Origin of the sequence: Dokdonella sp. (assembly GCF_051958935.1) — a bacterium.
In the GTDB taxonomy this organism is placed as follows: Bacteria; Pseudomonadota; Gammaproteobacteria; order Xanthomonadales; family Rhodanobacteraceae; genus Dokdonella_A.
This window is the reverse complement of record NZ_JBQCFP010000012.1, coordinates 19898-45794: the sequence shown is the minus strand read 5'-3', so window position 1 is coordinate 45794 and position 25897 is coordinate 19898. Positions and strand designations below refer to the sequence as shown.

Sequence of the window (25897 nt, the reverse complement as noted above, 5' to 3'; positions counted from 1 at the left end):
CGGCCGATTGCGACGGCGATGCGCTGCTTGCGCAGGCCGTGTCGCGCGGGCCGACCTGCCACCGCGGCAGCGCGGGTTGCTTCGACGGCCCGGCGCCGGCGCATCCGTGGCTGGTCGAGCTCGAAGCGCTCATCGCCGCGCGCGCGGGCGCCGACCCGGCCTCGAGCTACGTCGCGAAACTGCTCGCCGCCGACCCCGCGCGGCGCGCACAGAAGGTCGGCGAGGAAGGCGTCGAAGTCGCCCTCGCCGCGGCGACCGGCCGGCGCGACGAACTGGTCGGCGAAGCGGCCGACCTCGTGTTCCATCTGCTCGTGCTGCTGCGCGGTGCCGATCTCGCGTTCGCCGACGTCGTCGCCGAACTCGCGCGGCGGCACGCGGCGCGCTGACACTCGCGCAGCCGCCGACATTCCGCCCGCTACGGGCACGCCTCGAAGCCGTCGTCGAACAGGCGATCGACGATCGCGTGCGCGCCGACGGCGGCGAGACTCAGCCGGCAGCGCCCGCCGACTCGATCGAACGAGCCGCCGAGCCAGAGCGTGCCCGCGCCGTCGCCGGCGATCGTTTCGAGCGTGTGGTCGATGTCGCCGACCTCGACGCGCCACGCCGCATCGATGGCGCCGCCGTCGTCGATGCGCAGCACCGACACCGCGTCCGTGGCGACGTCGCGCCAGCCGTAGGCGTAGATCGCATCGTCGTCCGCGAGTGCCACCGAGATGAAGCGAGCCGGCGTCGAACCGAGCGGGTCCCACGCGAGCAACGCACCGTCGCCGTGCAGGGCGACGCGCGCGAGGCCGTGGCGAACCCCGGAACCGACATGGTCGAACGCACCGGCGAGCACCATCGTGTCGCCGAGCGGCAGCATCGCGTACACCGTGCCGTCGACGCCGGGGTTCCACGCCATCACCGTGCCGCTGCCGCTGCGCTCGAGCCGTGCGAGCCCCGCGTGTGGTTCACCGCCGATCGCATCGAACTGTCCGCTCGCGTAGATCGACCCCGCGGCGGCGGCGATGTCGAACACGTAGCCCGCCGACCCCGACCAGGCCGGTTGTGGATTCCAGTCCGGATCGAGCGGCGCACCGGTGCCGGCGCCGAGCTTGGCGATCGCAGGACGCCACGTCGCGCCGATGCGACGGAACTCGCCGGCAAGGAAGACGTCGCCGGATTCGAGCGCGACATCCCAGACGATGCCATCCGGCTGCGGTGCCCAGTCCGGATCGAGCACACCCTGTGCGTCGAGGCGCGCGATGCTGCCGTTGATGCCGCCCTGCTGCCAGACGCCGGCGACGTAAAGGCGGCCTTGCGCGTCCTCGGCGAACGCGTGCGTCGATGCGCCATCGTCGACCGCGAGATCGAACGCCGGGTCGAGCCGACCGTCGCCGAGCACGCGCGCGATGCCGTGGCGCGCCTGGCCGTCGACGCGGCGGAAGTCGCCGCCGACCACGACGCTGCCGTCACGCAACGGTTGCACCGCGTGCACGTAGCCGGCACGGTCGAATGCCCATGACGCCGCGCCCGGCGCGCCGTCGGGTTCGAGCTGCAGCAGGCTGATGTCGATGCGGCCCGGCGCTGGGTCGAAATGGCCGCCGAGCGTCACGCGCTCGTCGTCGGCGACGAGGGCTTCCACCTGCACGCTTGGCGAGGCGAACGCGAGCGCATGGCCGTCGTGCGCATCGAGCTTGCGGATCGTGTGCAGGTCCGACTCGACCACGTACAGCGCGCCGACGCCATCACGGACCAGGCGCGCGACCGGACCGACCGGCGGTGCGCCGAACGGCATCACGCTGCCGTCGACGGTCGACAAGGCCGCGAGGTTGCCGCGATCGGCCTGCGCGATGCGTCGGAACGTGCCGCCGACGTAAACCACGCCGCCCTGCGCGACGATCGACGCCACGCCCTGGTACGGCGGGTCTTCGCTGCCGTCCGGCGCCGGCGCGGGATTCCAGCCGGGATCGACGTCGCCGGTCGCGAGCGATACGCGCGCGAGCCCGTTGCGCGCCGTGCCGTCGATGGCGCGGAAACCGCCGGCGACGTAGAGGTGCGCGCCGGCGAGCGCGAGTGCGCTGATGTCCGGCAGGTCCGGCTGCGGCGCCCACGCCGGATCGAGCGATGCATCGGCGCGGATCCGCGCGAGGCCGTTGCGCGGTTCGCCCGCGACCGTATCGAAACCGCCGCCGACGTAAAGCACATCGCCGTCGACGGCGAGGCGCGTGATGCCGCCTGCGTCGGCGACCTGCCAGTTCGCGTCGGCGTTGCCGCGTCCATGCCCGTCGAGCCTCGCGATGTTGCGCCGCGCGGCACCGCCGATGTGATCGAAGGTTCCCACGACATAGACGCGGTCCTGCGCGTCGACCGCGAGCGCGTCGACGACGACACCGTCGGGCGCGGGGTCCCACTGCGCATCGAGCGCGCCTTGCGCGTTGATGCGCGCGAGGTTGCGGCGACGCACGCCGTTGACGAGGATGAAGTCGCCGCCGACGATGACGCTGCCATCGCTCTGCCGTGCGAGCGCGTACACCCAGCCGGTGGTCGTGATGGCGAGGTCGGGCACATCCAACGGCCGCTGCGACGGCGCCTGCCCCGCCGCGGTCGCGCCGCCCCATCCCGTCACGACGGCCAGCAGCGCGCAACGCGCGCGATCGACCCATTTCCTTCGCATGTCCATGTCTCCTCGTCCGATGTCGACGAACGCGGCGGGGTCGCGCGCGTTCGCGCGGGCGAACCCGCACAGAGGGACTATCGCGATCCGGAGGCGAAAAACCGCAGCGGATCGATCGCAGGCGGCGGGGCGCGCCTCGCTGGCGTTTCGACTGCGCTCGCGGCGCGAGCTTCGCTCAACGCGAACGGGGAAATGGCGCTCGATGCAAGGCTGCGGGGGGGCCGAATGAGGCCGACAGCAAAGCCGGCGCGCGCGTCGTCAGGTGCGGTAGGGAGACTCTCTGCCGCCGCGCACGCCGGATGCCTTGGGTCCATCGCGCCCGCGCTGGGCCCTTCCCGGGTCCGTGCCGTCGTGCGCGCGAGGTGCCGATCGTGCGGAAGCGACCGGTCCTGAAGGCTTCTACGTGATTTCGCGCCGAAACATGTCAACCGCGGGGCCGATCGTCGACGGTGCGACGCGACGCACGCACCAGGCGTGAACCGGTTCGCGCTTCAGTCGTAGCCGTCGGCGAAGATGACGTCGCCGACGACGAATGCGTGCTCGTAGGTGACACCCTCGTAGCTCGCGCGCAGGTGCCAGAGGCCGGGCGGCGCGTCGGCGGGCAAGGTGTACCACCAATACCAATAGGCCGCGGAGTAGTACGGGTCCGCAGTTGCGTCGGACATCCGGAACGTCCAGCTCGCGAACGTCGAGCCGTTCGGCCGCCGCACCGTGAACATCGTCGGCTGCGGGCCGAGCTGGTCGCGGTAGTAGGCGGCGAAGTAGATGGTCGCACCCGGGGCGAAGCGATCCGACAGGTTCGGTGTCTCGTCGACCGGGAGCGGGCAGTTCGGGTCGTGGAAGTCGGGCGGTGCGGTGTGCGTGGCGAGCTTGTTGATCGCCGAATCGTAGTAGGGGCGCTGCTGCGCCCACAGCGAGGCGGGTGCGTTGCAGCCGCCCTGGAACGGTTCGAGGATGGCGTAGTTCGACACGGCCGAATGGTTCTCGAAATGCAGGTGCGGGCCGGTCGAGAAACCCGCACTGCCGACCTTGCCGAGGAACTCGCCGGCGGCGACCGTCGCGCCGATCGGCTTGGCCGTCTGCGAGAACTTCTTCATGTGGCCATACCAGGCGACGGTGCCGTCCGCGTGTTGCACGTAGACGGCGTTCCAGTCCGCCGAGTAGTGGTCGGGACAACTGCGATCGTCGTTGCCGTCGACCTTGCCGATGATCGTGCCCGGCGCCACCGCGACGATGTCGATCGCCTGCTGGTCCATCAGCGACCAGGCGAACGGCCACAGGAAGATGTCGATGCCGCCATGGTTGCCCGAGGCGAGGTCGTAGGTGCGCGTGCCGCAGTTCCAGTCGAGCACATGATTCGGGAAGCTCGGATCGAGATCGACGAAATTCGATATGCCGTGGTAGCCGGGATCGCCGCCGGCGGCCTTGCGCAGCGGCCACTGCAGGCTGCCCTGCAGCGGCGGCGGGAATGGCGCGGTCGGCGCCAGCGTGCCGTCGCGCTGCAGCGCTTCGACATTGCGCTGCAGCTCGTCGTCGATGCGCGCGCGTTGTGCGTCGGTCAGCTCGTCGCGCGGGGGCGCGAACGGTCCGCCGCCCGCGGGCGGCGATGCCCAGGCGGCGGTCGCAACGGAAAGGCCCGCGAAGGCCAATGGGAAAAGGCGGGCATGCATGGCGGTCTCCTCGTCGACGAGGGATCACTACGCCGTAGTGGCGGCAGAACCGCCATGGTGTCCGCCACGACGGCGCAACACCGCCGCGCAATGCGGCGCCGGGATCAGGCGCCGTCGAAACCGTCGACGAAGATCGTGTCGTCGTCCGGCGCCGGCGGCGTGAAGTCGCCGGCGATCTGCAGGGTGAGGCTGTTGTTGCTGCCGGCGAGGCCCGAGTTGATCTGGCTGGCGAAACCGCCGCACGACGACGCCGTCGGCGGCACCGTGAACGACGCATCCGCGAGGTCGAGGCCGCTGGCGGAGCCCGTTCCGGCGAGATCGAGAGCGATCGGTTCGAACACGCACGGCGTCACGGGCAGCGGCAGCGAGGTCGAAAGGATCTCCAGCTTCGCATGCACGAGCGTCATCACGGCCACGCCATCGGCCGCCACCGCCGCAGACGCGGTGTTGGTCTGACTGAAGCGGTAGTTGACCGTGACGTTGCCGAAGCCCTGGATCGGCACGATGACGCTCGCGTCGGGGAATGCGAACGACCCGTCCGACAATACCCCCGTGTTCACGTCGTAATCCGCATCACCGAACGTCCCGCCGGCCGGCAAGGATGCCGACGAGCCGTTGACGGTGATCGTCCCCGTGACCGGGAAGATCGTCGCGTGGGCGAACGGTGCGGCGCACGCGAGTGCCAACGCGAGCGCAGCCTGGGCCCTGCTGGATACGGCCATGTCGATATCCCCCTTTTCCCTCGCGCGATGCGCGCGATCCCCAAGCGGATCATCGCACGTCGCGCAGACGCGCGCTCGGGAAAGAAAATGGACGGTGCGGAATCAACGGCAGATCTTCATGGCAGCCGTAATCCAGGCTGGCGATTCCCGCCTCCCCTTCTCTTGCGCGCACCGGTCGGCCTGATTCGACCGACCGGCGCACGCCCTCGTCACCGCTTCGCGTCCGGCGCGGTCCAGCGCTCGAGCCACGCGTTGACCGTGTCGTGCCAGAGCACGCTGTTGTGCGGCTTGAGCACCCAGTGGTTTTCGTCCGGGAAGCGCAGGAACTCGCTCGGGATGCCGCGGCGCTGCAGCGCGGTGAACGCGGCGAGGCCCTGTTCGAGCGGGATGCGGAAATCCTGGTCGCTGTGCACGACGAGCATCGGCACGCGCCAGTCCTTGACGTGATTGACCGGGTTGTACTTCTCGTAGCCGGCCGGGTCCTCGTACTGCGTCTTGCCCGCGTGTTCCCACTCGTCGAACCACAGTTCCTCGGTCGAGTAGCTCATCATGCGGCTGTCGAACACGCCGTCGTGCGCGACGATGCACTTCCACGGCTCGTTCCACACGCCGGCCATCCAGTACATCATGTAGCCCCCGTACGACGCGCCGAGCGCGCAGGCGCGGTCGCCGTCGAGGAACGCGTACTTCTGCTGCGCCGCGGCCCAGCCGGCCTTGAGGTCGTCGAGCGGCGCGCCGCCCCAGTCACCCGAAATCCTGTCGGTGAACGCCTGGCCGTAACCGGTCGAGCCGTGGAAGTTGATCGTGACGACCGCGAAGCCCTTGCCCGCGTAGGTCTGCGGATTCCAGCGGTAGTGGAAGTCGTTGGTCATCGCGCCCTGCGGGCCGCCGTGGACGATGAACGCGACGGGGTACTTCTCGCCCTTCCTGTAGTCCACGGGCTTGGTCACGTAGCCCTGCACGGTGTCGCCGCCGTAACCCTTGAAGGTGAAGAACTCGGTATCGCCGAAGCGGATGTCCTTGAGGCGGTCAGCATTGAAATGCGTGATCTGGCGCAGGCCCTTGCCGTTCGCATTCGCGGTGTAGAGGTCGTTCGGCCGCTTGAAGTCGTTGCGCGCGAGCACGAAGCCCTTCGCGCCGATGTCGAAGCCGGCGACGCTGCCGTCGGCGACGAGCTTGGTCGCCTTGCCGCTCGCGACGTCGATCGCGAACAGCGCATGGTCGCCCCAATCGTCGGTCGCGGTGTAAAGCGTCCTGCCGTCGGTCGATTCCTTGAGGCCGGACGCGGAGCGATCCCACTGCGGATCGATCTCGCGCTTCGCGCCGCTCGCGAGGTCGAGCGCCCAGATGCCGAAGCGGTCGGCTTCGAAACCGGCACGCTTCATCGCGAGCCAGTACAGCGTCCTGCCGTCCGCCGACGGCAGTGGATAGCCGTCCCATGCCGGGTTGTCGGCGGTGAGGTTCTTCGGCTCGTGCGCGCCCTCCACCGCGACCGAGAAGATGTCGAAATTGGTCGACCACGGCTCGCTCTTGCCGGCGATGCGCGCGTTGAAATACACGGTCCTGCCGTCCGGCGAGAACATGTATTCGGTGTCGTCGCCGAATGGCTTGGACGGCACGTCGCCATCGATGCCCCGGGTCAGCAGTTCGAGCGCACCCACCTTGCCGTCCGCGCCGAGGTCGGCGATGAACAGCTGCGAGCGGCGCCCGTCCGCCCACGTGTCCCAATGGCGCACGAAGATCGAGTCGTACAGCGTGCCGCTCGCCTTGTCGGCCTTGCGCGCGTCGAGCCTCTTCTGCGTGCAGGCGGGAACATCGGCATCGTTCGCGCAGTCGGCGAACACGTCGAGCGAGAGCAGCACGCGCTTGCCGTCGGGCGACAGGCGGAAGTTGTTGACGTCGAGCGAAAGCGAGGTCGCCTGCACCGGCGTGCCGCCGTTCGCACCGATGCGCCAGAGCTGGCTCGTGCCGTCCTTCGGCGCGAGGAAGTACAGCGTCTTGCCGTCGCTGGACCAGCGCGCGCTGCTCGCGTTGAGTGTCTTGTCGGTCAGGCGCTGCGGCGTGCCGCCCGCGTACGGCACGGTCCAGATGCCGTTGCGACCCTTGTTCGCGTCGTAGTCGGTCTCGCGCACGCCGAATGCGACGCGCGTTCCGTCCGGCGACAGCGCCGGCTCGCTCACGCGATCCATCATCACGAGGTCGTGCACGTCGAACGGATGCGACGCCGCGGACGCGACGGCAGGGAGGGCGACGGCCGCGGCGATCGCCGCGGCAAGGACGGACTTCATCGGTTTCTCCGGCAGGGCGAAAGGACCGCCGATGGTACGGCCTGCGCCCGGTCCGGGCCACCTGCACTGCGGCAATGACGAAGTGCACATTGCCGCGCGCGGCCGGGCGCGCTAGCGTCGGCCGGATGCGCACTCGCGTGCGCAAAGCCCCGTCCCCCGCACGGCGACCGAATCGGCGCCGCCTGACCGCCCCAAGGAGAATCCCGATGCGTCGCCTGCTCCTCTCCAGCGCCTGCGCACTCGCCTGCCTCGCCCTCGCGGCTCCCGACCTCGTCGCCGCCGACACGAAGAAGCCCGCCGGCGCGACCACATCGCCCGTGCGCCCGACTCCAGCCTGGGTGCAGCGCAGCAACGACGTCGCGCAACCGCTGCTGAAGGCGCAGGCGGAGTTCGCGCCCGAATTCGCCTCGTTCTTCGGCCTGCCCGGCTACGACGACCGCGTCGCCGATTTCAAGCCGAACAATGGCGAGCGCCTGCGCGCGGCCATGCGCGGCGCGAAGGAAACGCTCGGGAAGGACCTCGAGACCGAGGAGAACCCGAACGTGCGCCAGGACATCGGCATCCTGATCGGTGCCGCCGACCGGCAGATCGAGGGCAGCGAGCTCAACGACAAGCTCATGGTGCCGTTCGCCGACGTCGGCCAGCTCGTGTTCCAGGGCGAACAGGCGCTGTTGCAGGACCAGACTGCACCGGAGCGCCGCGCGCATGCGCTCGCGCGCCTCGAGGCATACGTCGGCCTCGCGCCGGATACGACGCCGATCACCACGCTCGCGCGCCAGCGCTACGAGGAACGCGCATCGAACGCGGCCCTCGTCAAGCCGACCAAGCTCGAGGTCGAGCAGGCGCTGCGCAACGCCGAAACCTACACCAAGGGCATCCGCGACCTGTTCGGCAAGTACAAGATCGAAGGCAGCGACGCCGCGCTCGCCGCACTCGACCGGGAGATGAAGGAGTACGCCGACTGGATGCGCGGCACGGTGCTGCCGAGCGCGCGCACCGACACGCGCCTGCCGCCGGAGCTGTACGCGTTCCAGCTCAAGCAGGTCGGCATCGACATCACGCCGCAGGAGCTCATCCAGCGCGCGCAGCTCGAGTTCATGGAGACGCGCGCGGCGATGCAGCAGCTCGCGCCGCTCGTCGCCAAGGCGAAGGGCATGCATGCGCAGGACTACCGCGAGGTGATCCACGAGCTCAAGAAGAAGCAGCTCGACAAATCGTCGATCGAAAACTACTACCGCAACACCGTGATGCCCGAACTCGAGAAGCAGATCGCCGCGCACCGCGTCGTCGACCTGCCGAACCGGCCGATGGTCATGCGCCTCGCCTCGCCGGCCGAATCGGCCGCGCAGCCGGCGCCGCACTTCCTGCCCGCGCCGCTGATCAACAACACCGGGCAGCAGGGCCAGTTCGTGCTGCCGCTCGGCAACCCGGCGTCGGAGGGCAAGGACGGCAAGGGCGCGGCGTACGACGACTTCACCTACGAAGCCGGCGGCTGGACGCTGACCGCGCACGAAGGCCGCCCCGGCCACGAGCTGCAGTTCACCGCGATGGTCGAACGCGGCGTATCGCTCGCGCGCTCGCTGTTCGCGTTCAACAGCGTCAATGTCGAAGGCTGGGCGCTGTACGCGGAAGCGGAGATGGTTCCGTACGAGCCGCTTGAAGGGCAGCTCATCGCGATGCAGCTGCGCCTGCTGCGTGCCGCACGCGCGATGCTCGACCCGATGCTCAACCTCGGCCTCATCGACCGCGAGCGCGCGGGCCAGGTGCTCATGCAGGACGTCGCCTTGTCCGAACCGATGGCACGCCAGGAACTGGATCGCTACACGTTCAACATGCCCGGCCAGGCCGGCGCGTACTTCTACGGCTACAGCCGCATCCTGCAGCTGCGCATGGAAACCGAACTCGCGCTCGGGGCGAAGTTCGATCGCATGGCCTACAACAACTTCCTGCTCGATCAGGGCCTGTTGCCGCCGGACCAGCTCGCCAAGGCCGTGCGCGAAGTGTTCGTCCCGGCACAGCGCGACAAGAAGTAGGCGTCATCGTGGATCGGCGCGGTAGCGATGCCTCGAGGGAGGCATCGCGACCGATCCGCCGCAGAACCGAATGCGTCACCGCCCATGTCTCTCGACTAAGGAGTCTGCGCCTCTTCCGGCTTGACTCTGTTCCGCGTGTCACGACTCATGGATTGAAGGCAATCGGCTCCAGAGCCCGGACGATCGGAGGAAGCGAGGCATTGGATACCGGATACTGGAACCACGTGCCCCAGGTCAGAACCTTGCCGGTTCCTTGCGCCTGAACGATCAATTGGCCTGTGAACGTGGCCAAAACCGCATCAAGGCGGACCGATTTTTCGCCGCGCGCCGGAATCGTGTACGCCGTGTCGGTATAAACTCCGCTGTCCGAGACCAACACGACGTCCACCGTCACGGCGGTTGTCTTCGGATTGACGATCTTGATGGAGGCGAAGCTGTAACTGTTGGAGTACGGAGGAACCGATCCGTTGGACGTGGACGCGGTCGAATAGTTGACATCCGAAAAAACCCATCTCGAATAGGGATTCACGCCGTCCAGGCCCGGCTGCTCTACGAACGTCGGCATCGTCCACTCGTACTTGGGCGCCAACGTCCAGGTCGCCACGATTGGACTGGGCGCCGTGAGACGCAGATGTGCCCCATCCGGGGCGCCATAGACCTGATCGACGGCCGGAATTACCGTTCTTGCGCATGGGACAACCGACGACGATCCAGACGCCACAACGACGCCGCTGTTGTTGTACCAGCTCAGTGCCACGGATACCGGTGCGCCACCGCACGTGACGCCGGTTTTCCAAGGGCTGAACAGGACCAGTTGCTGTTGATGGATGACATGGTGGATTCCGTCCAGTCCGAGCTGGGAGGAACTGGTCGCCACGATGGATGGAATCCATATGTCGGTCGACCAGGCCATGGCATGCGCCGGAAAAGAAAGGACGGTACCGAAACCGAGAGCCATGGCCGCAACGATACTTTGTGCCTTCACGTTCGTTCTCCTAGGATATATGTTTCATCTTTGCCACGTTGTGCGCGAAAGACAGCTTGGATTTTCGCCGGATCGTTCCAGAGAGATCGTCAAGCGCATCACAGTTCCATGGCCGACGCCGTTTCGCCGTGCGAAGCGAACTCCGTCGGATTGCGGTTGCGCCGACTGACCTCACCTGAATGCTTTCGTCTCGCAGACCTGACGGCTGAATCCGGGGAACGCAGTTGATCGAGCTGCGCGGTCGACGCTGATCGAAGTCCGATCGACGCCGAATGCATGTGCGGTCGCCACCCCATTCCCGCCTGCAGGATCCTGCTCTGCGGGCGATGTTCGAATCGCAGCGTTGCATCCACGCTTGTCGCGCATGCGCTCCCACGAACATCGATCCCATGCGGGCCTTCGAAAGGCCATCCGAGTCCGACGCCACCGCAAGGCGCCGCTATACTGCGGCGCGCTTTCATCACCGGAACACCGTATGTCGTCCGTGCCTGTCGCACGCCCCGCCGAATTCCTCGGCCATCCGAAAGGCCTCTACATCTGCTTCCTCACCGAGATGTGGGAGCGCTTCTCGTTCTACGGCATGAAGGCGCTGCTGCTCCTCTACCTCGTGAAATACCACCTGTTCACCGACGACAACGGCTACAACCTGGTCGGCGCGTACGGCGGCCTCGTCTACGCGACGCCGGTGATCGGCGGCCTGCTCGCCGACCGCTGGCTCGGCATGCGCAAGGCGGTCGTGTTCGGCGGCATCCTGCTCGTGCTCGGCCACCTCGGCATGGCGATCGAAGGCCATCCCGCGTCGAGCGTGAACGGCGTCGTCGTGCGCGACACGCACGCGCTGCAGGTGTTCTATTTCTCGCTCGCGCTGATCATCCTCGGCGTCGGCTTCCTCAAGCCGAACATCTCGACGATCGTCGGCAAGCTCTACGGCGACAACGATCCACGCCGCGAATCAGGCTTCACGCTGTTCTATGCGGGCATCAACCTCGGCGGCACGTTCTCCGGCATCCTGTGCGGCTGGCTCGGCGAAACCTACGGCTGGGGTTGGGGCTTCGGCGCCGCCGGCGTCGGCATGCTCGCCGGCCTCGCGAACTTCCTCTACGGCCAGAAATACCTGCTCGGCCACGCCGAGCCACCGGACCCCGCGCGCCTGCGCATGCGTGTGTTCGGCCCGCTCACGCGCGAGCACCTCATCTATCTCGGCTCGATCGCCGGCCTCGTCGTCATCTGGGGCCTGATCCAGGCGCATTCGCTCTTCCTCGCGATCATCCCGGGCTGGTTCGAACCGAGTCCGGTGCTGCTCGGCATGCACCTCATCGGCCTCTGCCTGCTCGGCGGCATCCTCTGGTTCATGTTCACGCGCTGCACGAAGGTCGAGCGCGAACAGATGTTCGTCGTGCTCGCCTTCATCGCGTTCTGCCTCGTGTTCTTCACGATCTACGAGCAGACCTATGGCTCGTGGGTGCTGTTCTCCGATCGCGTGATGAACCATCGCGCGCTCGGCGCCGAATGGAGCGCGAGCGAACTCACCTCGCTCGGCTCGTTCTTCATCCTCGCGCTCGCGCCGATCTTCGCGTGGCTGTGGCCGCGCCTCGAACGCGCGGGCTGGAACCCGAGCAAGCCCGCGAAATCCGGCTACGGTCTCATTCTCGGCGGACTCGCGTTCCTCGTGCTCGTCTGGAGCGCGCGCCACCCCGAAGCGAGCGGCCTGACGAATATCTGGTGGTTCGTGTTCGCCTACTTCGTGCTCGAAGTCGGCGAGATGCTGCTCTCCCCGATCGGCCTGTCCGCGGTCACCGAACTCAGCGTGCCGCGCGTGACCAGCCTCATGATGGGCGGCTGGTTTCTCGGCACCTCGTACTCGGAAGTGCTCGCGGCTGCACTCGGCAAGCTGTCTTCGATCGAAATCCACGAAGGTGGCACGCTCGACGTCGCCGATGCGATCGCGAAGTACGACGCGCTGTTCGTGTTCTCGGCGAAGATCGGCATCGGCGCCGGTATCCTCGTGCTGCTGTCGACGCCTTTGATCAAGCGCTGGATGCACGGCGTGAAGTAAACGCACGCGAGGCGGCGGCACAAGCGGTGGGCGTACCGCCTGCGCGGGTCGCGAGAAGCCTGTCGGTAGGACGGAGCGCGCGAGCGCGCGGTAAGGCGAGACGTCACGGCGCGAGTCCGACCATCGCCGCCACGCATCGTGGGCGGCGCGGCGCGAGTGCCCGCCGCACTGCCCCGCACGCGCGCAATCGCGCCGCTATAATCCGCGTTCGCCCTCGCGGCGCGGGCGCCTCCGGCGACGCGTGCGGGGCATCGGCACATGCAAGCGACGATGGTCAACGCGGTCTACCGCTTCGGCGATTTCAGGCTCGACACGGTCAAGCGGGAGCTGCGGCGCGGCGACGAGCCGATCGAGGTGCCCGCGCGCGCGTTCGCGTGCCTCACCTATCTCATCGAGCATCGCGAGCGCGCGGTGCCGCAGTCGGAACTCATCGCCGCGGTCTGGCGGCGCGACAACGTTTCCGACACGCAGCTGTTCCAGCTCATCCTGCGCGCGCGCCGGCTCGTCGGCGACAGCGCCGACCGGCAGGAAGCGATCCGCACGATCGCGGGCTTCGGCTACCGCTGGGTCGTCGCGACGACGGTCGAGACGAACGGCGCGAGCGATGCGGGCAAGGCGATGGCGGCGCCGATGCAGGAAGCTGCTGCGATGCGCGACGGCGCGGGGCCGGCGGCGAACACCGCCGACGTCGGGGCGGATGCGACGAAGGGGACGCCGGTTCCCGCGACGGCATCGTCCGCATTGGCGATGCCGCCATCGTCCCCCGATGCACGCAACGCGCGATCCGCAGCCCAGCGAGCGCGCCGTATGTCGCGCAACGCACTCGCCGGCGTGCTCATGGTGCTCGCGCTCGCGTCGATCGCGCTCGCGCTGTTCCTGCGCCACCGCGCCGACACCACCGCACCGCCTTCCGCGGGCGGCGACGCGACGCTGCACGTCGCCGTACGCCCGCTCGAGGTCGGAAGCGGGCCCGACGTCGCCTGGGTGCGCCTCGGCGGCATGGATCTCGTCGCCGATCGCCTGCGCCGCGCGCAACTCGCGGTGCTGCCGAGCGAAGCGACGCTCGGCGTGCTCACCGCCGGAAAGAGCGACGCCGACGGCGCGACGATGCGGCTGCGCCGCGATGCCGGCATCGGCCTCATCGTCGACGGCCACGTCGCGCGCGACCACGCGGCATGGAACGTCGCGCTGCACGGTGCGCTCGACGGCACGCGCGACGTGCAGGCGAGCGCGACCGACAACGACCTCGTCGGCGCGCTGCGCCGTGCGAGCGACCAGCTCATCGTCGCGCTCGGCCGCGACGTGCCGGCGGAACCGGCCGACGCGGGTTCGGCCGAACGCCTGCAGCGCGTGCGCGCGGCGCTGCTCGCCGACGATCCGGCGAGCGCGAAGACGGCGCTCGAATCGCTTCCCGAGGCGCAACGCGGCGATGGCGAGACGCGCCTGCTGCACGCGCAGGTCGAGCAACGCCTCGGCCACTATGAAGCGGCGGAGAAGGAACTCACCGACCTGCTCGAGCGCAAGCCGTCGAGCGATGACGCCTACCAGCGCATGCGCGTGTTCATCACGCGCGGCACCGGCCGCATCCGCCTCGGCCGCGCGCAGGAAGCGCGCGCCGACTTCGATGGCGCGCTCGCCGCACAAGGCGCCGGCAACTACGAACACGCGCTCGGCGAGGCCTACCTCGGCCGCGGCGCGTCGAGCACGATCGCGAACGACTACGCGGCCGCCGCCGACGACCTCGGCCGAGCGCGCGTCGTGCTCGCGCAGAGCGGCGACCGCCTCGCGGTCGCGCGCGCCGACCTCGAATGGGCGCTGCTCGATTCCGCGCGCGGCGCCGCCGCGCAGGCGATGCCACGCTACGAGGCCGCCGCGCGCCAGTTCGAGGCGTTCGCGGCGATGCGTCCGCTGAAGAGCGCGCTCATCGGCCTGCAGGACGTGCAGCTCGACCAGTTGCAGAACCATGCCGCGCTCGCGACCAGCGACCGCACGACGGCGCTCGCCGCCGGCGGCGGCGATCCGCTGCTGCTGCGCGTGCTCACGCTCATGCGCGCGCGCATCCTGCTCGCCTGCGGCCAGCTGCGCGCAGTCCACGACGCGCTCGCGCAGGTCGAAGCCGGCGACCAGGGTTACCTCGCGCTGTCGCGCGACGACCTGCGCATCCGTGTGCTGCGCGTCGAACTCGCGCTCGCCGAAGGCCGCCGCGACGACGCCGCGCGCGAAGCCGCGCCATTGCCCGCCTCACTCATGCCCGAAGGCGCCGACGACACCTTGCAGGCGAAGGCGAACCTCTGGCGCCAGCGCGTGCTGCCGCCGACCGCGGCCGAGCCCGGCACGGCGATCGCACCGTCGACGCGCACCGACGCGGGCTCGCGCGCGGGCGCACCGTACCGCCGCCTCGCCGAGGCCGAGCGCGCGTTCGCGCTCGGCCACACCGGCGACGCCGACCGCGCGTGGCGGCAGGCGCTCGACCTCGCCGACGCGGACGGCACACCGCGCACGATGGCGAGGGTGATCCAGTCATGGGCGACCGCATTGATCGCGCTGGGGCGGCTCGGCGACGCCGCCGCACTGGCCGGCCGCGTCGGCGCCTGGGCCGCCGACGACTACGACTGCGCCCTGCTCCAGCTGCGCCTCGCGCACGCGCTCGGCGAGCCGACCAGCTGGCGCAACGCGCTCGCGGCGGCGCGCGAACTCGCCGGCGAGCGCGTGATCCCGGTCGAGCTCACGCTCGCGCCGACCCCTCGGGCGACTGACGGTGGAGGAAAAGGGGACGGAGGAAATTGACGGGGCGAGGCGGGTGGGGCCTCGGTCGCTTGTCGTCCACCTGCGTCCCATCCCCCCTTTCCGAGCCCGATGATCCAGCCTCCTTCCGCCAGCGCCAACTCCACGAAATTCCGAGGAAAAACCGCGGCGGAAGCCGCAAGGAAGGCGATCGTAAGGCGGGCCGAATGGACGCGACCCACGATCCGTCGTCTAGTGCGCGCCGATGTCCCGCGGCCGCATCCGCGGCCGCGCGCAAGCACCCGCTCATCCCCAGGAACCCGATCCGATGACAGCCACCCGGCTACCCACCTTGGCCCTGCTCGCCCTCGCGGCAAGCGCGGCCAGTGCCTCGACGACCTCGCGCTCCGGCGCCGGGGCGCCACGCGCAAGCCTCCCCATCGGCGTGCTCGACCGCGTCTTCGCGAGCGGCAGTGACACGATCCGCGGCGGCAGCCCGGTCACCGTCTACACCGACCGCGCCGCATTCCTCACCGCGCTCGCGCCCGGCTACGCCGAGCACGACTTCAGCGAGATCGCGCCGGGCACCGCGCAGCCGATCCAGTACACCGACGGCAGCGACAGCTGGCACTACGTGATCTTCACCGGCGTGTTCGCGACCCATCCGCTCTACAACGGCCCCGGGTACATCTCGACCGACCGCGTGGACGACCCGATCTCGGTCGCGACCTCGATCTTCGACCCGCCGTTCACCGCGATCGGCGCGAACGTCTGGCCGTCGGACTTCTCGCTGCAGCCGACCTCGGGCCAGGTCGTGCTCACCGTGCTCATGCAGGACGGCACGATCGGCGCGACCGAAACCGTCGACACCGCCGGCCCGAACGACTTCCGCGGGTTCACCGCCACCGCGCCGATCGCCGGCGTGTTCGTCGACGCACCCGAGATCGACCCGCCCGTGCCGGGCGAATCGCAGGACCGCTGGGCCACGCTCGACAACCTCGTGATCGGGAGCGCCGCACCGTGATCGCCTCGAACCTGCTTCCCGCGTCCAGGCTGCGCGCCACCGTTCTCGTCGGTCTCTTCTCCTGCGCATTCACGCCGCTCGCCCATGCCGATATCGCGCTCGATGGGACGAGCACGCCGACCACGTATGCGCGTGGCCGCATCAACAGCTTCCTACTCGACCTGCACGTCGTCTCCGACGCGTTCGCCGGCGTCGACGCACTTACGTTCCAGCTGCCGCCGGGCGTGACGCTGTCCGCCGTGCGCAAGCGCAACACCTTCACGTTCTGCTCGGACGTGCATCCGCTCGTCGACGGCATGGGCACGAGCGACGGCGGCTGGTACCCGCTCGGCTGGCCCGCGCTCGACGGCTGCGGCAGCTTCGCAGGCTCGCCCGATCCGGGCGAGGAACAGATCGTCATCGTCGACCTCGACGTGCCGGCCGGCTACAGCGGCGACCTGCCGCTCACCGTGCATGCGCTCGGCGACGGCAACGGCGATCCGCCGAACGAGGCCGACCTCGTGCTCACCCTGGCCGACGAAGGCGCGCCCACGCAGCCGATCGTCGCGACCGCATCGAAACTCGCGGTCCGCGCCGGCAGCGACGTGCACAGCGAGCAGGCGCTCGCGATCGGCAACGACGGTGCCGGCACCTTGAACTACATGCTCAGCACCACGATCAGCGACGGCATCACGCCGCCCGACTGCGGCACGCCGGTCCCGTTGCCGTGGATCGCGCTCGCATCCACGAGCGGCGCGGTCGCCGCGGGCGCACGCGACGACGTCGCCGTCACGTTCGACGCGAGCGTCCTGTCCGCAGGCGACCACACCGCCGCGCTCTGCGTCGCGAGCAACGATCCGGCACAGCCAGTGCGTGCGATCCCGCTGCTGTTCAGCGTCGATGCGACGCCGTGCGCCGCCGCCGACCGCCTCTTCGCGAGCGGCTTCGACGACGACGCGGACGGTACGTGCAGCCATGCGCTGCGCACGTTCGACGCCCGCGCCGCGTTCCTCGCCGCCGTCGCGCCCGGCTACGAAGCGAACACGTTCACCGCGCTGCGCACCGGCTACGTGCACGGCCCGCTGCCGTTCGGCAGCGCGTATCCGTACGCGGTCACCGCCGCGCCGAGCTACGACATCGGCGACTTCTCCCTGTTCGACGGCGCCGGCGAACTTTCCAATGTCTCCGCCGGCGACACCTCGACGCTCACGATCGCGTTCACCGGCGCCCCCGTCACCGCCGTCGGCGGCAACGTCTGGGGCCAGATGTTCCAGAACCCCACCAGCGTCGAGATGAACCTGCAGCCGCCCACGACGATCCGCATCGAACTCGACGACGGCACCGTCGAGACGTTCGTCGCGACCAGCCAGCAGGACTTCCGAGGGTTCGCCTCGACCCGCCCGATCCGCACGCTCACGTTCAGCGCCCCGGTCGCCGACGGCGACGGCAATTACCTGTGGAGCGTGTTCGACAACCTCGTGGTGGGCAGCGCGCGCTGAGCCGTACCAGCCGAGGAATGCGCAGTCGCCTCTCCCACGCGTGGGAAAGGCCGGCGCGCGCAGCGCGGCGGGTGAGGGAAAACGGAGCGACGCGCCGTGCGTTCCCCGCCTCGGGGCTCGGCCAGGCGGCCGAGCCCCCCGGCGGGCGGTCAACACCCGGAAGCACAGCTCGCGTACGCCGCATCGCATTGCGCGAGGCAGGCCGCCTGGTACGGCGGCAGCGCGAAACCGCAGTCGTGGCGGCATTCGACGCGATCCATGCGGCAATCGTCGAGGCAGGAGGCCAGCGCCGGCGTGGCGATGCCGATGCCGAGCCCGAATGCGAATATGGCCGCACACCAGAACGTCAGGTTTTGGAGCTTCATGGGGTTCTCCTTCGCACCGGCCGGGTTGTCGGAGAGCGCGCGCGACCGGGGACGCGCGATGCCAAAGGGCATGGGCGTCATCCCGCCGGCGGCGGACTGCGCGTCAGCGCGAGCGCATTGCGGATCGCGGCTTCGCGAAAGCCGCGGATCTCGCGCGGGCCGATGAAGACGAGCGGCACGGCGGTGCCGCCGAGGGTCTTGAACTTCTCCTCCGCGGACTCCGACTCGTCGATGACGTAGTCGGCGTACTGCACCCCCGCCGCATCGAACAGCGCCCGCGTCTGCTTGCAGTACGGACACGTCGACGTGCTGAACAGCACGACCGGCTTGCCGGCCTCCGCATAGAGCTTGGAGTAATCCCCCGCCACGAATTCCGGCGCGGGGAAGAGGCGCGCATAGGTAACCCGCGCGAGCGGCGCACCGAACAGGCCGCCGATGAAACAGGCCATGAGGATGGCCGCCGGGAGCGTAGCTTTGGGCAATCTCATCGCAACCTCGAGCGCGAGCGGCGCTGGGTGGCTGGGAGGCCCGTTATACGCTCGCCGTGATGGCGGAGTGAAAACTACGTCACATAATATACTTTAACATATGTAAATGAACAGAGAACGCGGAATGTCGAGCGATTCGATGTGGGCGTTCTGATTCGGCTTGCCCGGCTCGATCAGGCGCAGGAGCAGGCGGCGGTCATGCGCCCACGTCATCATCGCTTCGCCGCAGAACTCCTTGCCGTTGTCCGATCGGATCATCTTCGGCAGACCGCGGCGCAACGCCAGGCGTTCGAGCACGCGGATCACACAGTGGCCAGAGATTGCGCGCTCCGTCTCGATCGCGGCCGCCTCGTGCGCGGCCTCATCAACGATCGTCAGGCACTTGGTCACGCGGCCGTCGGCCGTGCGGTCAAACACGAAGTCCACCGACCATACTTCACTGGCGTGCGCGGGGCGTTCAGCCGATCGCGGCCGGCTTCCAACCGGACCCGAATCGCGGCATACCGAGCTCGACCGGATTCCGGCCGACCTCGACGCAACGGCATACCGGGATTGATCGATGTGCGGTCGATGCTGACGGCGCGCCGCTCCGGCGTCGAATGGAAAGTGGCCGGGTGCGGGTATCCGCCCTGTCGACGATGACCGCATGTCGATCGATGCCGGGTGCGTGCGTGGTCCCACATGCAGGACGACTGCGGGTCTGCAATGGCGCGTACGCGCTGCGTTGCTCAGGCCCCGCCGAACCACCGCGCCGTGGCGAGCGCCGCGAGATCGGGGTCGGGCGCGCCTTCCGCGGCCCAGGCGACGATCCCGTCCGGGCGCACGAGCACGGCGCCGAAGCCGAGCGTTTCCCGCGCGGCGCAGGCAACGTAGTCGACGCGACCGCTACAGCGCGCCGCGAGCGCCCGTAGCGGCGCGCGCGCATCGAAATCGACGAGCACGCCGTTGCCGGTGCGCAGCCGCTCGCCCATCGACGTGCCGTCGGCGAATGCGAAGTCGGGCACGCTGCGGCCGACGAGCGGATGGTCATCGCCGAGGTCGTATCGCAGCGCGAGCCCCCACACGCGTTCGGCGAAGTAGGTCGCGCCGTCGCGCGTGTCGACGAGGTCGCGCAGGATCGCCTCGAGCGCACGCGAACCCGGGCATGGGCGCATGAGCGCGACTTGCGCGCGCGACCAATCGAGCACTTGCGCACCCACCGGTCGGCGTTCGCGTTCGTAGCTGTCGAGGAGGTCGGCGGGCGCGTCGCCGCGGACCGCCGCGGCGAGCTTCCAGCCGAGGTTCATCGCGTCGCCGATGCCGAGGTTGAGGCCTTGGCCGCCGAGCGGCGAATGGACGTGCGCGGCGTCGCCGGCGAGCAGCACGCGGCCTGCGCGATACGCACTCGCCTGGTACGCGCGATCGGTCCAGGTCGTGGCGACGCGCAGCGCGGACAGCGTCACGTCGGTGCCGGACACGCGGCGCAGCACCGACTGCACGTGGTCGCGCGTGATCGGCTGCACGCGGTGGAACGCGCCGCCGTCGAACTCGACCATCGCAATCGTGTTGGGCCGCGTGTAGGTGTACATGCCGGCCGGCGTGTACTGGCGACCGGGACGCAGCATGTCCGGATCGGCGATGTCGACGTCGACGGAATAGCCGGTGAATTCCGGCTCGGTGCCGGCGAAGTCAATGCCGCTCGCCTTGCGCACCGTGCTGCGGCCGCCGTCGCAGCCGACGAGCCAGCGTGCCTCGACGCGCGCGCCACCCGCATGCACGCCGACGCCGTCGTGCGCGACCTCGATGCGGTCCACGCCCGCGCCACGCCGGATCTCGACGCCGAGCGCCTGCGCGCGTGCGGCGAGCACGCGTTCGAGCGCTTCCATCTCGACCGCGAGGCTCGTGCCCGCGCGGCCCGGCAGGCGATACGGCCACTTCGACGCATCGATGCGGTCGTGGTGGAAAACGATGCCCGCGAAATGACCGGCCGGGCGACGTGGCTGGCCGATCCAGTGCGCGGCTGCGGCGATGCGCGCGTTCGCCGTGCCGTCCTTCGAGAGGTGCAGCGCCGCGACCTCGTCGAGCAGGCCGCGACGGTGCAGCGCCTCGAGCGTGGGCGCGGTGAGGCCGCGCAGGCCGAACGGCAGGCGCTTGAGCGGCGAACGCGGATCGTCGGCCTGCTCGAGCACGAGCACGGACACGCCGGCGAGGCGCAGCTCGCAGGCGAGGAACAGGCCGACCGGGCCGGCACCGGCGATGACGATGTCGTGCATCGGGATCTTCCACGAAACGGTGCCGGCCGCGCCCGTGCGCCGGGTCGACCGAAGACAGGAATCTTACACCGAGTGTACGTATTATCCAGCCTGCCTTCCTGCTAGGATCGGCGCCATGTCGAATCCTCCCGGCCTGCGCGACCGCAAGAAGGCAGAGACGCGCCTGGCGATATCCAACGTCGCCACGCGCCTGTTCGTCGAACGCGGCTTCGAAGGAGTGTCGGTCGACGAGATCGCGCTCGCCGCCGGCGTCGCGCGCAAGACGGTGTTCAATTACTTCCCGCGCAAGGAAGACCTCGTCTTCGATCGCGGGGACGACGCGCGCACGCTGGTGCGCGATGCGCTCGCCGCGCGCGGTCGACGGCCGCCGCTGCGCGCGTTGCGCACGCTCGTGCGATCGCTGCTCGAGCAGCGCCATCCCCTGTTCCGCATGTCGCGGCGGCCGGTGCGGTTCTGGCGCACGGTCGCGCAGAGTCCCGCGCTGACCACCCACGCGCGCCAGCTGCAGGCGACGCTGGCCGACGATCTCGCGGCGATGCTCGCCGAGTCGGCCGACCGTCGGCGCGACGATGCCGACGCGCGGCTCGCCGCATCGATGCTCATGTCGACACTGGTGGTCGCCTACGGCGAGGCGCTGCGCGCGTTCCGCGAGAAGCGCGAACCCGCACGTGCGTTCGCGCGCGTGACGGAGCGCGGCTTCGCCGGCGTCGAGGCGGCGCTCGCGGGAACGCCGTATGTGCGAGTCGATGGTCGCGGCTGACGTCGCGACGTAGCGGCCCGCTTCCGGGAGCGGCGATGCCTTCTTCGCATGAGCGAGGAACATCGCGGCTTCCGCGGCCCCGCAAAGGCAGGCTCGGAGCCTCGTGGAAGCGGCTCCAGCGGCGATCGGCCGATGCGGCGAGTTCGGGAAGCATCGCGACCGAAGTCGCTCCCACGAAGTCGACGGGGTTCGGCGTCAGTCGAAACCGTTCTCGAAGATGCTGTCGCCGGCCTGCACTTCGAACGCGCCGATGTCGGGCGCGGCGCCGACGACGCGGTCGAAGTCGTAGCCGCGCGCGTCGTACGCCCTCTGCATTCCATTGTCGCCGTGGTCGATCGCGGGCGAGCCCGGGTGCAGTGCGTGAGTCCATACCGCGCCGCCGTTGTCGGCGAGCGGCAGGAGCAAAGGGTCCGCACTGATCGTGTCGGGCGGCACCGGCCACAGGGAAGCGCCGATGATGTCGGCGCTGCCGGTGATCGTGACGGGACCGACCGAAGAAAGGTCATCCGGCATGCCCGCGCTGTCGTTCCTGGCGAGGATGGAGCTGTGGATGACCAGGTAGGCATGGTTGCCGTGCAAACGGACGCCCGCGCCGATCGGCACCTGCGGCGGCCCGGCGTTGTCCAGGTGGTTGAACGCGATCGTGCTGTTCCAGATGCGCAGCAGCGCGTCCGAACTCTGGACGCCCGCGCCGCCCATGTTCGCCGTGTTGCCGGAGATCGTGCTGTCGATGATCGTCGAGGCTGACAGGCCGTTGCCGACCGCCAAGCCGCCCGCGGTGGGTGCCGTGTTGGTGCTGATCGTCGAATAGCCGATGTAGGCACCGCCTTGCGCGACGGCGCCACCGCCGTATGCATAGGCGACACCGCCGACCACCGTGTTGCCGGAGATCGTGCTGTTAGACAGGCTGAGCGTGTCGCCCGCGAACACGCCACCGCCGCGTGCGGAGCTGTAGGTCGAAGGCCCGCCGACGACGGTGCTGTCGCGCACGGTCGTACGGATGAGGCTCACCGCTTCGCGCGCATAGATCGCGCCACCGAAGGCGGCGCCGGGGTCGAATTGGGCCGTGGTGCCGGTGATCGTGCAGTCGCGCACGATCGATGTATCGATGTGCACGCTGCCTTGCGAAGCAATGCAGCCGCCGCGCACCTGCGTCCCCGTCTCCGCGCCGTCGGCTATCTCCAGGCCGTGCAGCCACAGGTTGCCCGTGCCGGTATGCGTGAGGATGCGACTCGCACCCGACGACGTGACGAGCGTGTGGTCGCCGCTGATCGAGGCGGTGTTGCTCGTGACGACGAGCGGGCCCGAAACGAGCGTGATCTGCGTGCAGGCCGTCACGTCGATGCCGTACACCTGCTGCGCCAGCGCGTCACGCAATGTACCGGGGCCGGCGTCGCCGCAGTCGGTGACGACGTAGGAGCCCGCCGGCACGTCGGCCGACCAGGCGCTCGCCGAAAGCACGGCCGCGATGCAGGCCGCCAAGGTGCGACGCATGCCCCGGTGGTACGGCGCAAGACCGACATGGATGTCCATCCTGGTTCCCCCGGCGAAAAGTACAACTCTACTTTGGAGCGGATGCGGGTGCCAGGTCCGACGTGCTTCGCTTCCATGAAGGCGATCGGTCGCTGGGGAAGCAGCGCTCTCCCTTCGTACTCGCGAAGAGCATTGCGCTTCCGGGCGCTCCCAGTCGGTACGCCATCGCGTGCGGCGACCCGTGGTTCGCGCGCGCCGTGCGGATAAGCCGGAACGCTGTCGATCGCGCACACTGCTCGACCCTGGCGCCGCGTTTGCGGTCGACCGCTGCCCGCGGTCACGAGAGACGGCCGATCGTCGAAGCATTCGCCCGGGCATCGGCGCCGCGACGGAAGCGCATGTCGCGCGTCCCGCCATTCCGATGTTCGTCGCCACCGCAGATATTCGCCGACCGCAGGAGCCTACATGAACCCTCGTCTCGCCGCGCCGTCATCCCCGCCCTCGTCCTCGTCGCAGTGAACGGTCGCGCCGAATCGCCGATCGAGCCGATGACCGCCGATGCGGTGAAGGCCGCCGACGAGGCGTGGGCGCAGGCCGAGATCCGTGGCGACCACGCCTACCTCGCATGGCTGCTCGCGGACGGCTATGCGTCCGTGAGCGCGAGCGGCAAGGCGACGACGAAGGCGCAGCTCGTCGAAGGCGCGCGCAAGCGCGGCGATTCGCCGGAGACGGCGAAGCGGTTCAAGGAATGGAAGGACCAGCACCCGAGCCGCGCCGACGTGCAGCTCGTCGGCGACACCGCGATCCTCACCTGGGTGTCGACCGAACCCGCGGCGGCGGCGCGGGTCAACTCGTCCGACATCTTCGTCTACCGCGACGGGCATTGGCATGCGGTGTATTCGCAGCATGCGTCGATCGAGTCGAAGCCCTGACCGGGCGCTGGTCGTGGGAACGGTTTCAGGCGCGATCAGACTGCCGGGTGTCGAAGAGCATCGCGACCGAAGCCGCTCCCACGATGCACTCTCCGATCAGACTGACGGGTGTCGAAGAGCATCGCGACTGAAGTCGCTCCCACAACGCACTCTCACCCAACCCTCCCCTTCGACAGGCTCAGGGCGCAGCCTTGAAGGGGAGGCTTGAACGCATCGCGACACGGGAAGAGCGTTGCTTTCACACGGAGAGCAGCCGAGTGGGCCGGACGACCGCAGGTCGGCCGCAGGGCGATGCGATGCCGGCCGCGCTGCGCGCGTCCGGCCTGCCTGGAGGCGGGAGCGGCGTGAAGGCGCACGCACGCATTCCCTGCGTGCGTGCGGACCGATGCGGCGCGGCGACCGGAGAGAGAGGCGATCGCGCGCATCGCTCGCGGCCGTCCCGATGGCCGCGCTTCGCCGTGCCCTCCATGGCAGCCGGCGGGGGAGATGGATCGGTGTCAGTGGTCCTGCTGCGGCGGCGTCTCGCCGTCGTCCTGCGTCGCATCGTGGCGGCCGTCGAGCGGCTGGATCTCGCCGACGTGCGAAGTGCCGCTCGCCGGGCGCCATTCGAATTTCGGGTCGTACGGATCGTCCGATTGCCACAGCTGGCGATAGGCGACCGAGCCGTCCTCGCCGCCGCCGCCGAGCACGCCGAATGCGGCGGTGGCGAAACCGTTGATCGACGAATTGCCGGGCTTGACCTCGCTGTTGCCGGACCCCTTGGGACCTTTCGGCTCCGGCCGGCCATCGCCGTGGAGCGGGCTCACGAGCTTCGTCATCTTGCCGCCCGCATTCGCCGCACCGATCATCAGCGGGCCGACGCCGCCGACGCGCGAGCCGGTCATCGATGCGCGCACCTGCGCCCAGCGCGCTTTCGCGCGCGGCAGCGCCACTTCGTCGCCGAAGGTCCTCCTGAGATCGCGCCAGATCGTGTTCGCCTGCTCCCACTCGTCCTTCGAGAGATCGGCGTAGAGCAGCTCACGCGCCTGCACGTAGGTCGGATCACCGCGCTCGGCCGCCAGCGCGGCCCAAGCCATCGCGCGCGGGCGATCGACCGCGATGCCGTCACCCTTGAGGTACATCACGGCGAGGTTGTACTGCGCCGGCTTGTAGCCCCACGACGCCGCTACTTCGTACATGTCGACGGCGTACTTGTAGTCACCCTCGCGATACGCGTACGCGCCCGTGTAGAAGAACTTCTTGCCCGGGCGCGCCGCGTCTTCGGGCGTGCCCCAGGTTTCATCGGCGGGGCGGTCCGTGTTGTCTTCCGAATCGTGGCTCGGCGGCCGCATGCTGTAGTTGCCGGCGAAGTTGAGCTGCGTCGCGGCATGGAGCGGCGGCGCGACAGCCGCCGCGGCGGCGCACAGGACGAACGTCATCGCATGGATCTTCATTGCCGCCCCCCGGCTTCGGTTCGTGTGGCGAAACCGTAGCACCAGCGGCCGCCACAATCAACGAATGATTTCGTACGACGCGGCGGCGGCACCGCCCGGCGGCATCTTTGCATTCGGCACAGCGACGTACGCCGCGGCCAGCGTCCTTTCCCTGGAAGCTGGCCGCGACCTCTTGGGGCTCAAGGCTCGGTGTCTTCGCTCGTCGGCGCGCGGTGTGCCGGCGCGGCTGCGGCGGCGCCGCTCGCATGCGTGCGATTGGGCAGCGCCCGCAGCGCACGCAAGGTGTCGACCCATGCGCTGCATTCGCGCGGGTCGAATACGCCGAGCGGGTTCCTCGGGTGCGCGACGCGCGCATGCGTATGGGCCTGTTCCGGCCATTCGTCCAGTTCGATCGCTGCCAGCATGTCCCTCATCCGCTCCAGGGGTCCTGAGGCGGAGAACGCACAAACGCGGCCATCTGCGACATCGCACCGCCGGGGAAGCACCGGGATCGCACTCGCCTTTCGGCGCAGCAGCCCGCCTGGACGAGTGGACGCCTCCCGGGAGGCGACTCCGACC

At 69.3% G+C, this 25897-nt stretch carries 19 protein-coding genes and 1 pseudogene; 8 read left to right on the top strand and 12 right to left on the bottom strand.

The features are described 5' to 3' along the window. On the top strand, positions 1-386 hold a 386-nt coding region (hisE, locus tag ACTHK2_RS01170; RefSeq protein WP_440243837.1), incomplete at its 5' end, for a phosphoribosyl-ATP diphosphatase. A 29-nt stretch (positions 387-415) separates the two neighbouring features. Here the strand turns inward: hisE and ACTHK2_RS01165 are convergent. From ACTHK2_RS01165 to ACTHK2_RS01150, 4 genes are all read right to left on the bottom strand, one after another. Continuing rightward, complete coding sequence (locus ACTHK2_RS01165) at positions 416-2662, bottom strand: hypothetical protein (protein ID WP_440243836.1); 2247 nt, start codon at positions 2660-2662, stop codon at positions 416-418. Positions 2663-3147: 485 nt separating this feature from the next. Next, positions 3148-4326 (bottom strand): peptidoglycan DD-metalloendopeptidase family protein, encoded by a 1179-nt coding sequence (locus ACTHK2_RS01160; protein ID WP_440243835.1) that lies wholly within the window; start codon positions 4324-4326, stop codon positions 3148-3150. A gap of 104 nt (positions 4327-4430) precedes the next feature. Continuing rightward, positions 4431-5048, bottom strand: coding sequence for a hypothetical protein (locus tag ACTHK2_RS01155; RefSeq protein WP_440243834.1), 618 nt, complete (start codon positions 5046-5048; stop codon positions 4431-4433). 209 nt (positions 5049-5257) lie between these two features. Then, a complete protein-coding gene (locus tag ACTHK2_RS01150; RefSeq protein ID WP_440243833.1) occupies positions 5258-7336 on the bottom strand; it encodes an LpqB family beta-propeller domain-containing protein in 2079 nt (692 codons plus the stop codon). Between the two features lie 206 nt (positions 7337-7542). On the opposite strand from ACTHK2_RS01150, the gene ACTHK2_RS01145 reads away from it, so the two are divergent. Continuing rightward, the gene (locus ACTHK2_RS01145) at positions 7543-9369 is read left to right on the top strand and encodes a DUF885 domain-containing protein (RefSeq protein ID WP_440243832.1); all 1827 of its coding nucleotides are present in this window, start codon (positions 7543-7545) and stop codon (positions 9367-9369) included. Positions 9370-9514: 145 nt separating this feature from the next. On the opposite strand, the gene ACTHK2_RS01140 is transcribed toward ACTHK2_RS01145, so the two are convergent. Further along, entirely contained in the window at positions 9515-10354 is an 840-nt protein-coding gene (locus ACTHK2_RS01140; RefSeq protein ID WP_440243831.1) for a hypothetical protein, read from the bottom strand. 475 nt (positions 10355-10829) lie between these two features. Here ACTHK2_RS01140 and ACTHK2_RS01135 point away from each other — a divergent pair, with 475 nt between their 5' ends. From ACTHK2_RS01135 to ACTHK2_RS01120, 4 genes are all read left to right on the top strand, one after another. After that, entirely contained in the window at positions 10830-12410 is a 1581-nt protein-coding gene (locus ACTHK2_RS01135) for a peptide MFS transporter (RefSeq protein ID WP_440243830.1), read from the top strand. 258 nt (positions 12411-12668) lie between these two features. Then, the gene (locus ACTHK2_RS01130; protein ID WP_440243828.1) at positions 12669-15197 is read left to right on the top strand and encodes a winged helix-turn-helix domain-containing protein; all 2529 of its coding nucleotides are present in this window, start codon (positions 12669-12671) and stop codon (positions 15195-15197) included. A 265-nt stretch (positions 15198-15462) separates the two neighbouring features. After that, positions 15463-16158: a hypothetical protein gene (locus ACTHK2_RS01125; protein ID WP_440243827.1), complete on the top strand. Its 696-nt coding sequence runs from the start codon at positions 15463-15465 to the stop codon at positions 16156-16158. After that, positions 16155-17636, top strand: a complete 1482-nt coding sequence (locus ACTHK2_RS01120) for a hypothetical protein (protein WP_440243825.1) — start codon at positions 16155-16157, stop codon at positions 17634-17636. Before ACTHK2_RS01125 ends, ACTHK2_RS01120 begins: the two co-directional genes overlap by 4 nt. A gap of 149 nt (positions 17637-17785) precedes the next feature. On the opposite strand, the gene ACTHK2_RS01115 is transcribed toward ACTHK2_RS01120, so the two are convergent. The 4 genes and pseudogenes from ACTHK2_RS01115 to ACTHK2_RS01100 all read right to left on the bottom strand — a co-directional run bounded on the left by ACTHK2_RS01115 (position 17786) and on the right by ACTHK2_RS01100 (position 20741). Next, positions 17786-18001 (bottom strand): hypothetical protein, encoded by a 216-nt coding sequence (locus ACTHK2_RS01115; protein WP_440243823.1) that lies wholly within the window; start codon positions 17999-18001, stop codon positions 17786-17788. Between the two features lie 77 nt (positions 18002-18078). After that, positions 18079-18450, bottom strand: a complete 372-nt coding sequence (locus ACTHK2_RS01110) for a glutaredoxin family protein (RefSeq protein WP_440243821.1) — start codon at positions 18448-18450, stop codon at positions 18079-18081. Positions 18451-18615: 165 nt separating this feature from the next. Then, positions 18616-18981: pseudogene (locus tag ACTHK2_RS01105) on the bottom strand (DDE-type integrase/transposase/recombinase); the annotation flags it as partial. 236 nt (positions 18982-19217) lie between these two features. Then, positions 19218-20741 carry an FAD-dependent monooxygenase gene (locus tag ACTHK2_RS01100; protein ID WP_440243819.1) on the bottom strand — a complete coding sequence of 508 codons (1524 nt, stop codon included), beginning with the start codon at positions 20739-20741 and terminating at the stop codon, positions 19218-19220. 115 nt (positions 20742-20856) lie between these two features. Between ACTHK2_RS01100 and ACTHK2_RS01095 the strand changes: the two genes are divergently transcribed. Beyond that, positions 20857-21501, top strand: a complete 645-nt coding sequence (locus ACTHK2_RS01095) for a TetR/AcrR family transcriptional regulator (protein WP_440243817.1) — start codon at positions 20857-20859, stop codon at positions 21499-21501. A 195-nt stretch (positions 21502-21696) separates the two neighbouring features. On the opposite strand, the gene ACTHK2_RS01090 is transcribed toward ACTHK2_RS01095, so the two are convergent. Continuing rightward, positions 21697-23034 carry a choice-of-anchor Q domain-containing protein gene (locus tag ACTHK2_RS01090; RefSeq protein WP_440243815.1) on the bottom strand — a complete coding sequence of 446 codons (1338 nt, stop codon included), beginning with the start codon at positions 23032-23034 and terminating at the stop codon, positions 21697-21699. Positions 23035-23522: 488 nt separating this feature from the next. On the opposite strand from ACTHK2_RS01090, the gene ACTHK2_RS01085 reads away from it, so the two are divergent. Next, positions 23523-23906 carry a nuclear transport factor 2 family protein gene (locus ACTHK2_RS01085; protein WP_440243813.1) on the top strand — a complete coding sequence of 128 codons (384 nt, stop codon included), beginning with the start codon at positions 23523-23525 and terminating at the stop codon, positions 23904-23906. Between the two features lie 497 nt (positions 23907-24403). Here the strand turns inward: ACTHK2_RS01085 and ACTHK2_RS01080 are convergent, their stop codons facing one another. Together ACTHK2_RS01080 and ACTHK2_RS01075 are read right to left on the bottom strand one after the other, a co-directional pair. After that, complete coding sequence (locus tag ACTHK2_RS01080; RefSeq protein WP_440243811.1) at positions 24404-25339, bottom strand: tetratricopeptide repeat protein; 936 nt, start codon at positions 25337-25339, stop codon at positions 24404-24406. Positions 25340-25518: 179 nt separating this feature from the next. Next, positions 25519-25743, bottom strand: a complete 225-nt coding sequence (locus tag ACTHK2_RS01075) for a hypothetical protein (protein WP_440243809.1) — start codon at positions 25741-25743, stop codon at positions 25519-25521. Positions 25744-25897: the final 154 nt, after the last annotated feature.

Coding starts and splice junctions, on each gene's coding strand:
- ACTHK2_RS01165 (WP_440243836.1), bottom strand. CDS start 2,662: ATGGACATGCGAAGGAAATGGGTCGATCGCGCGCGTTGCGCGCTGCTG.
- ACTHK2_RS01160 (WP_440243835.1), bottom strand. CDS start 4,326: ATGCATGCCCGCCTTTTCCCATTGGCCTTCGCGGGCCTTTCCGTTGCG.
- ACTHK2_RS01155 (WP_440243834.1), bottom strand. CDS start 5,048: ATGGCCGTATCCAGCAGGGCCCAGGCTGCGCTCGCGTTGGCACTCGCG.
- ACTHK2_RS01150 (WP_440243833.1), bottom strand. CDS start 7,336: ATGAAGTCCGTCCTTGCCGCGGCGATCGCCGCGGCCGTCGCCCTCCCT.
- ACTHK2_RS01145 (WP_440243832.1), top strand. CDS start 7,543: ATGCGTCGCCTGCTCCTCTCCAGCGCCTGCGCACTCGCCTGCCTCGCC.
- ACTHK2_RS01135 (WP_440243830.1), top strand. CDS start 10,830: ATGTCGTCCGTGCCTGTCGCACGCCCCGCCGAATTCCTCGGCCATCCG.
- ACTHK2_RS01130 (WP_440243828.1), top strand. CDS start 12,669: ATGCAAGCGACGATGGTCAACGCGGTCTACCGCTTCGGCGATTTCAGG.
- ACTHK2_RS01125 (WP_440243827.1), top strand. CDS start 15,463: ATGACAGCCACCCGGCTACCCACCTTGGCCCTGCTCGCCCTCGCGGCA.
- ACTHK2_RS01115 (WP_440243823.1), bottom strand. CDS start 18,001: ATGAAGCTCCAAAACCTGACGTTCTGGTGTGCGGCCATATTCGCATTC.
- ACTHK2_RS01110 (WP_440243821.1), bottom strand. CDS start 18,450: ATGGCCTGTTTCATCGGCGGCCTGTTCGGTGCGCCGCTCGCGCGGGTT.
- ACTHK2_RS01100 (WP_440243819.1), bottom strand. CDS start 20,741: ATGCACGACATCGTCATCGCCGGTGCCGGCCCGGTCGGCCTGTTCCTC.
- ACTHK2_RS01095 (WP_440243817.1), top strand. CDS start 20,857: ATGTCGAATCCTCCCGGCCTGCGCGACCGCAAGAAGGCAGAGACGCGC.
- ACTHK2_RS01090 (WP_440243815.1), bottom strand. CDS start 23,034: ATGGACATCCATGTCGGTCTTGCGCCGTACCACCGGGGCATGCGTCGC.
- ACTHK2_RS01085 (WP_440243813.1), top strand. CDS start 23,523: ATGACCGCCGATGCGGTGAAGGCCGCCGACGAGGCGTGGGCGCAGGCC.
- ACTHK2_RS01080 (WP_440243811.1), bottom strand. CDS start 25,339: ATGAAGATCCATGCGATGACGTTCGTCCTGTGCGCCGCCGCGGCGGCT.
- ACTHK2_RS01075 (WP_440243809.1), bottom strand. CDS start 25,743: ATGCTGGCAGCGATCGAACTGGACGAATGGCCGGAACAGGCCCATACG.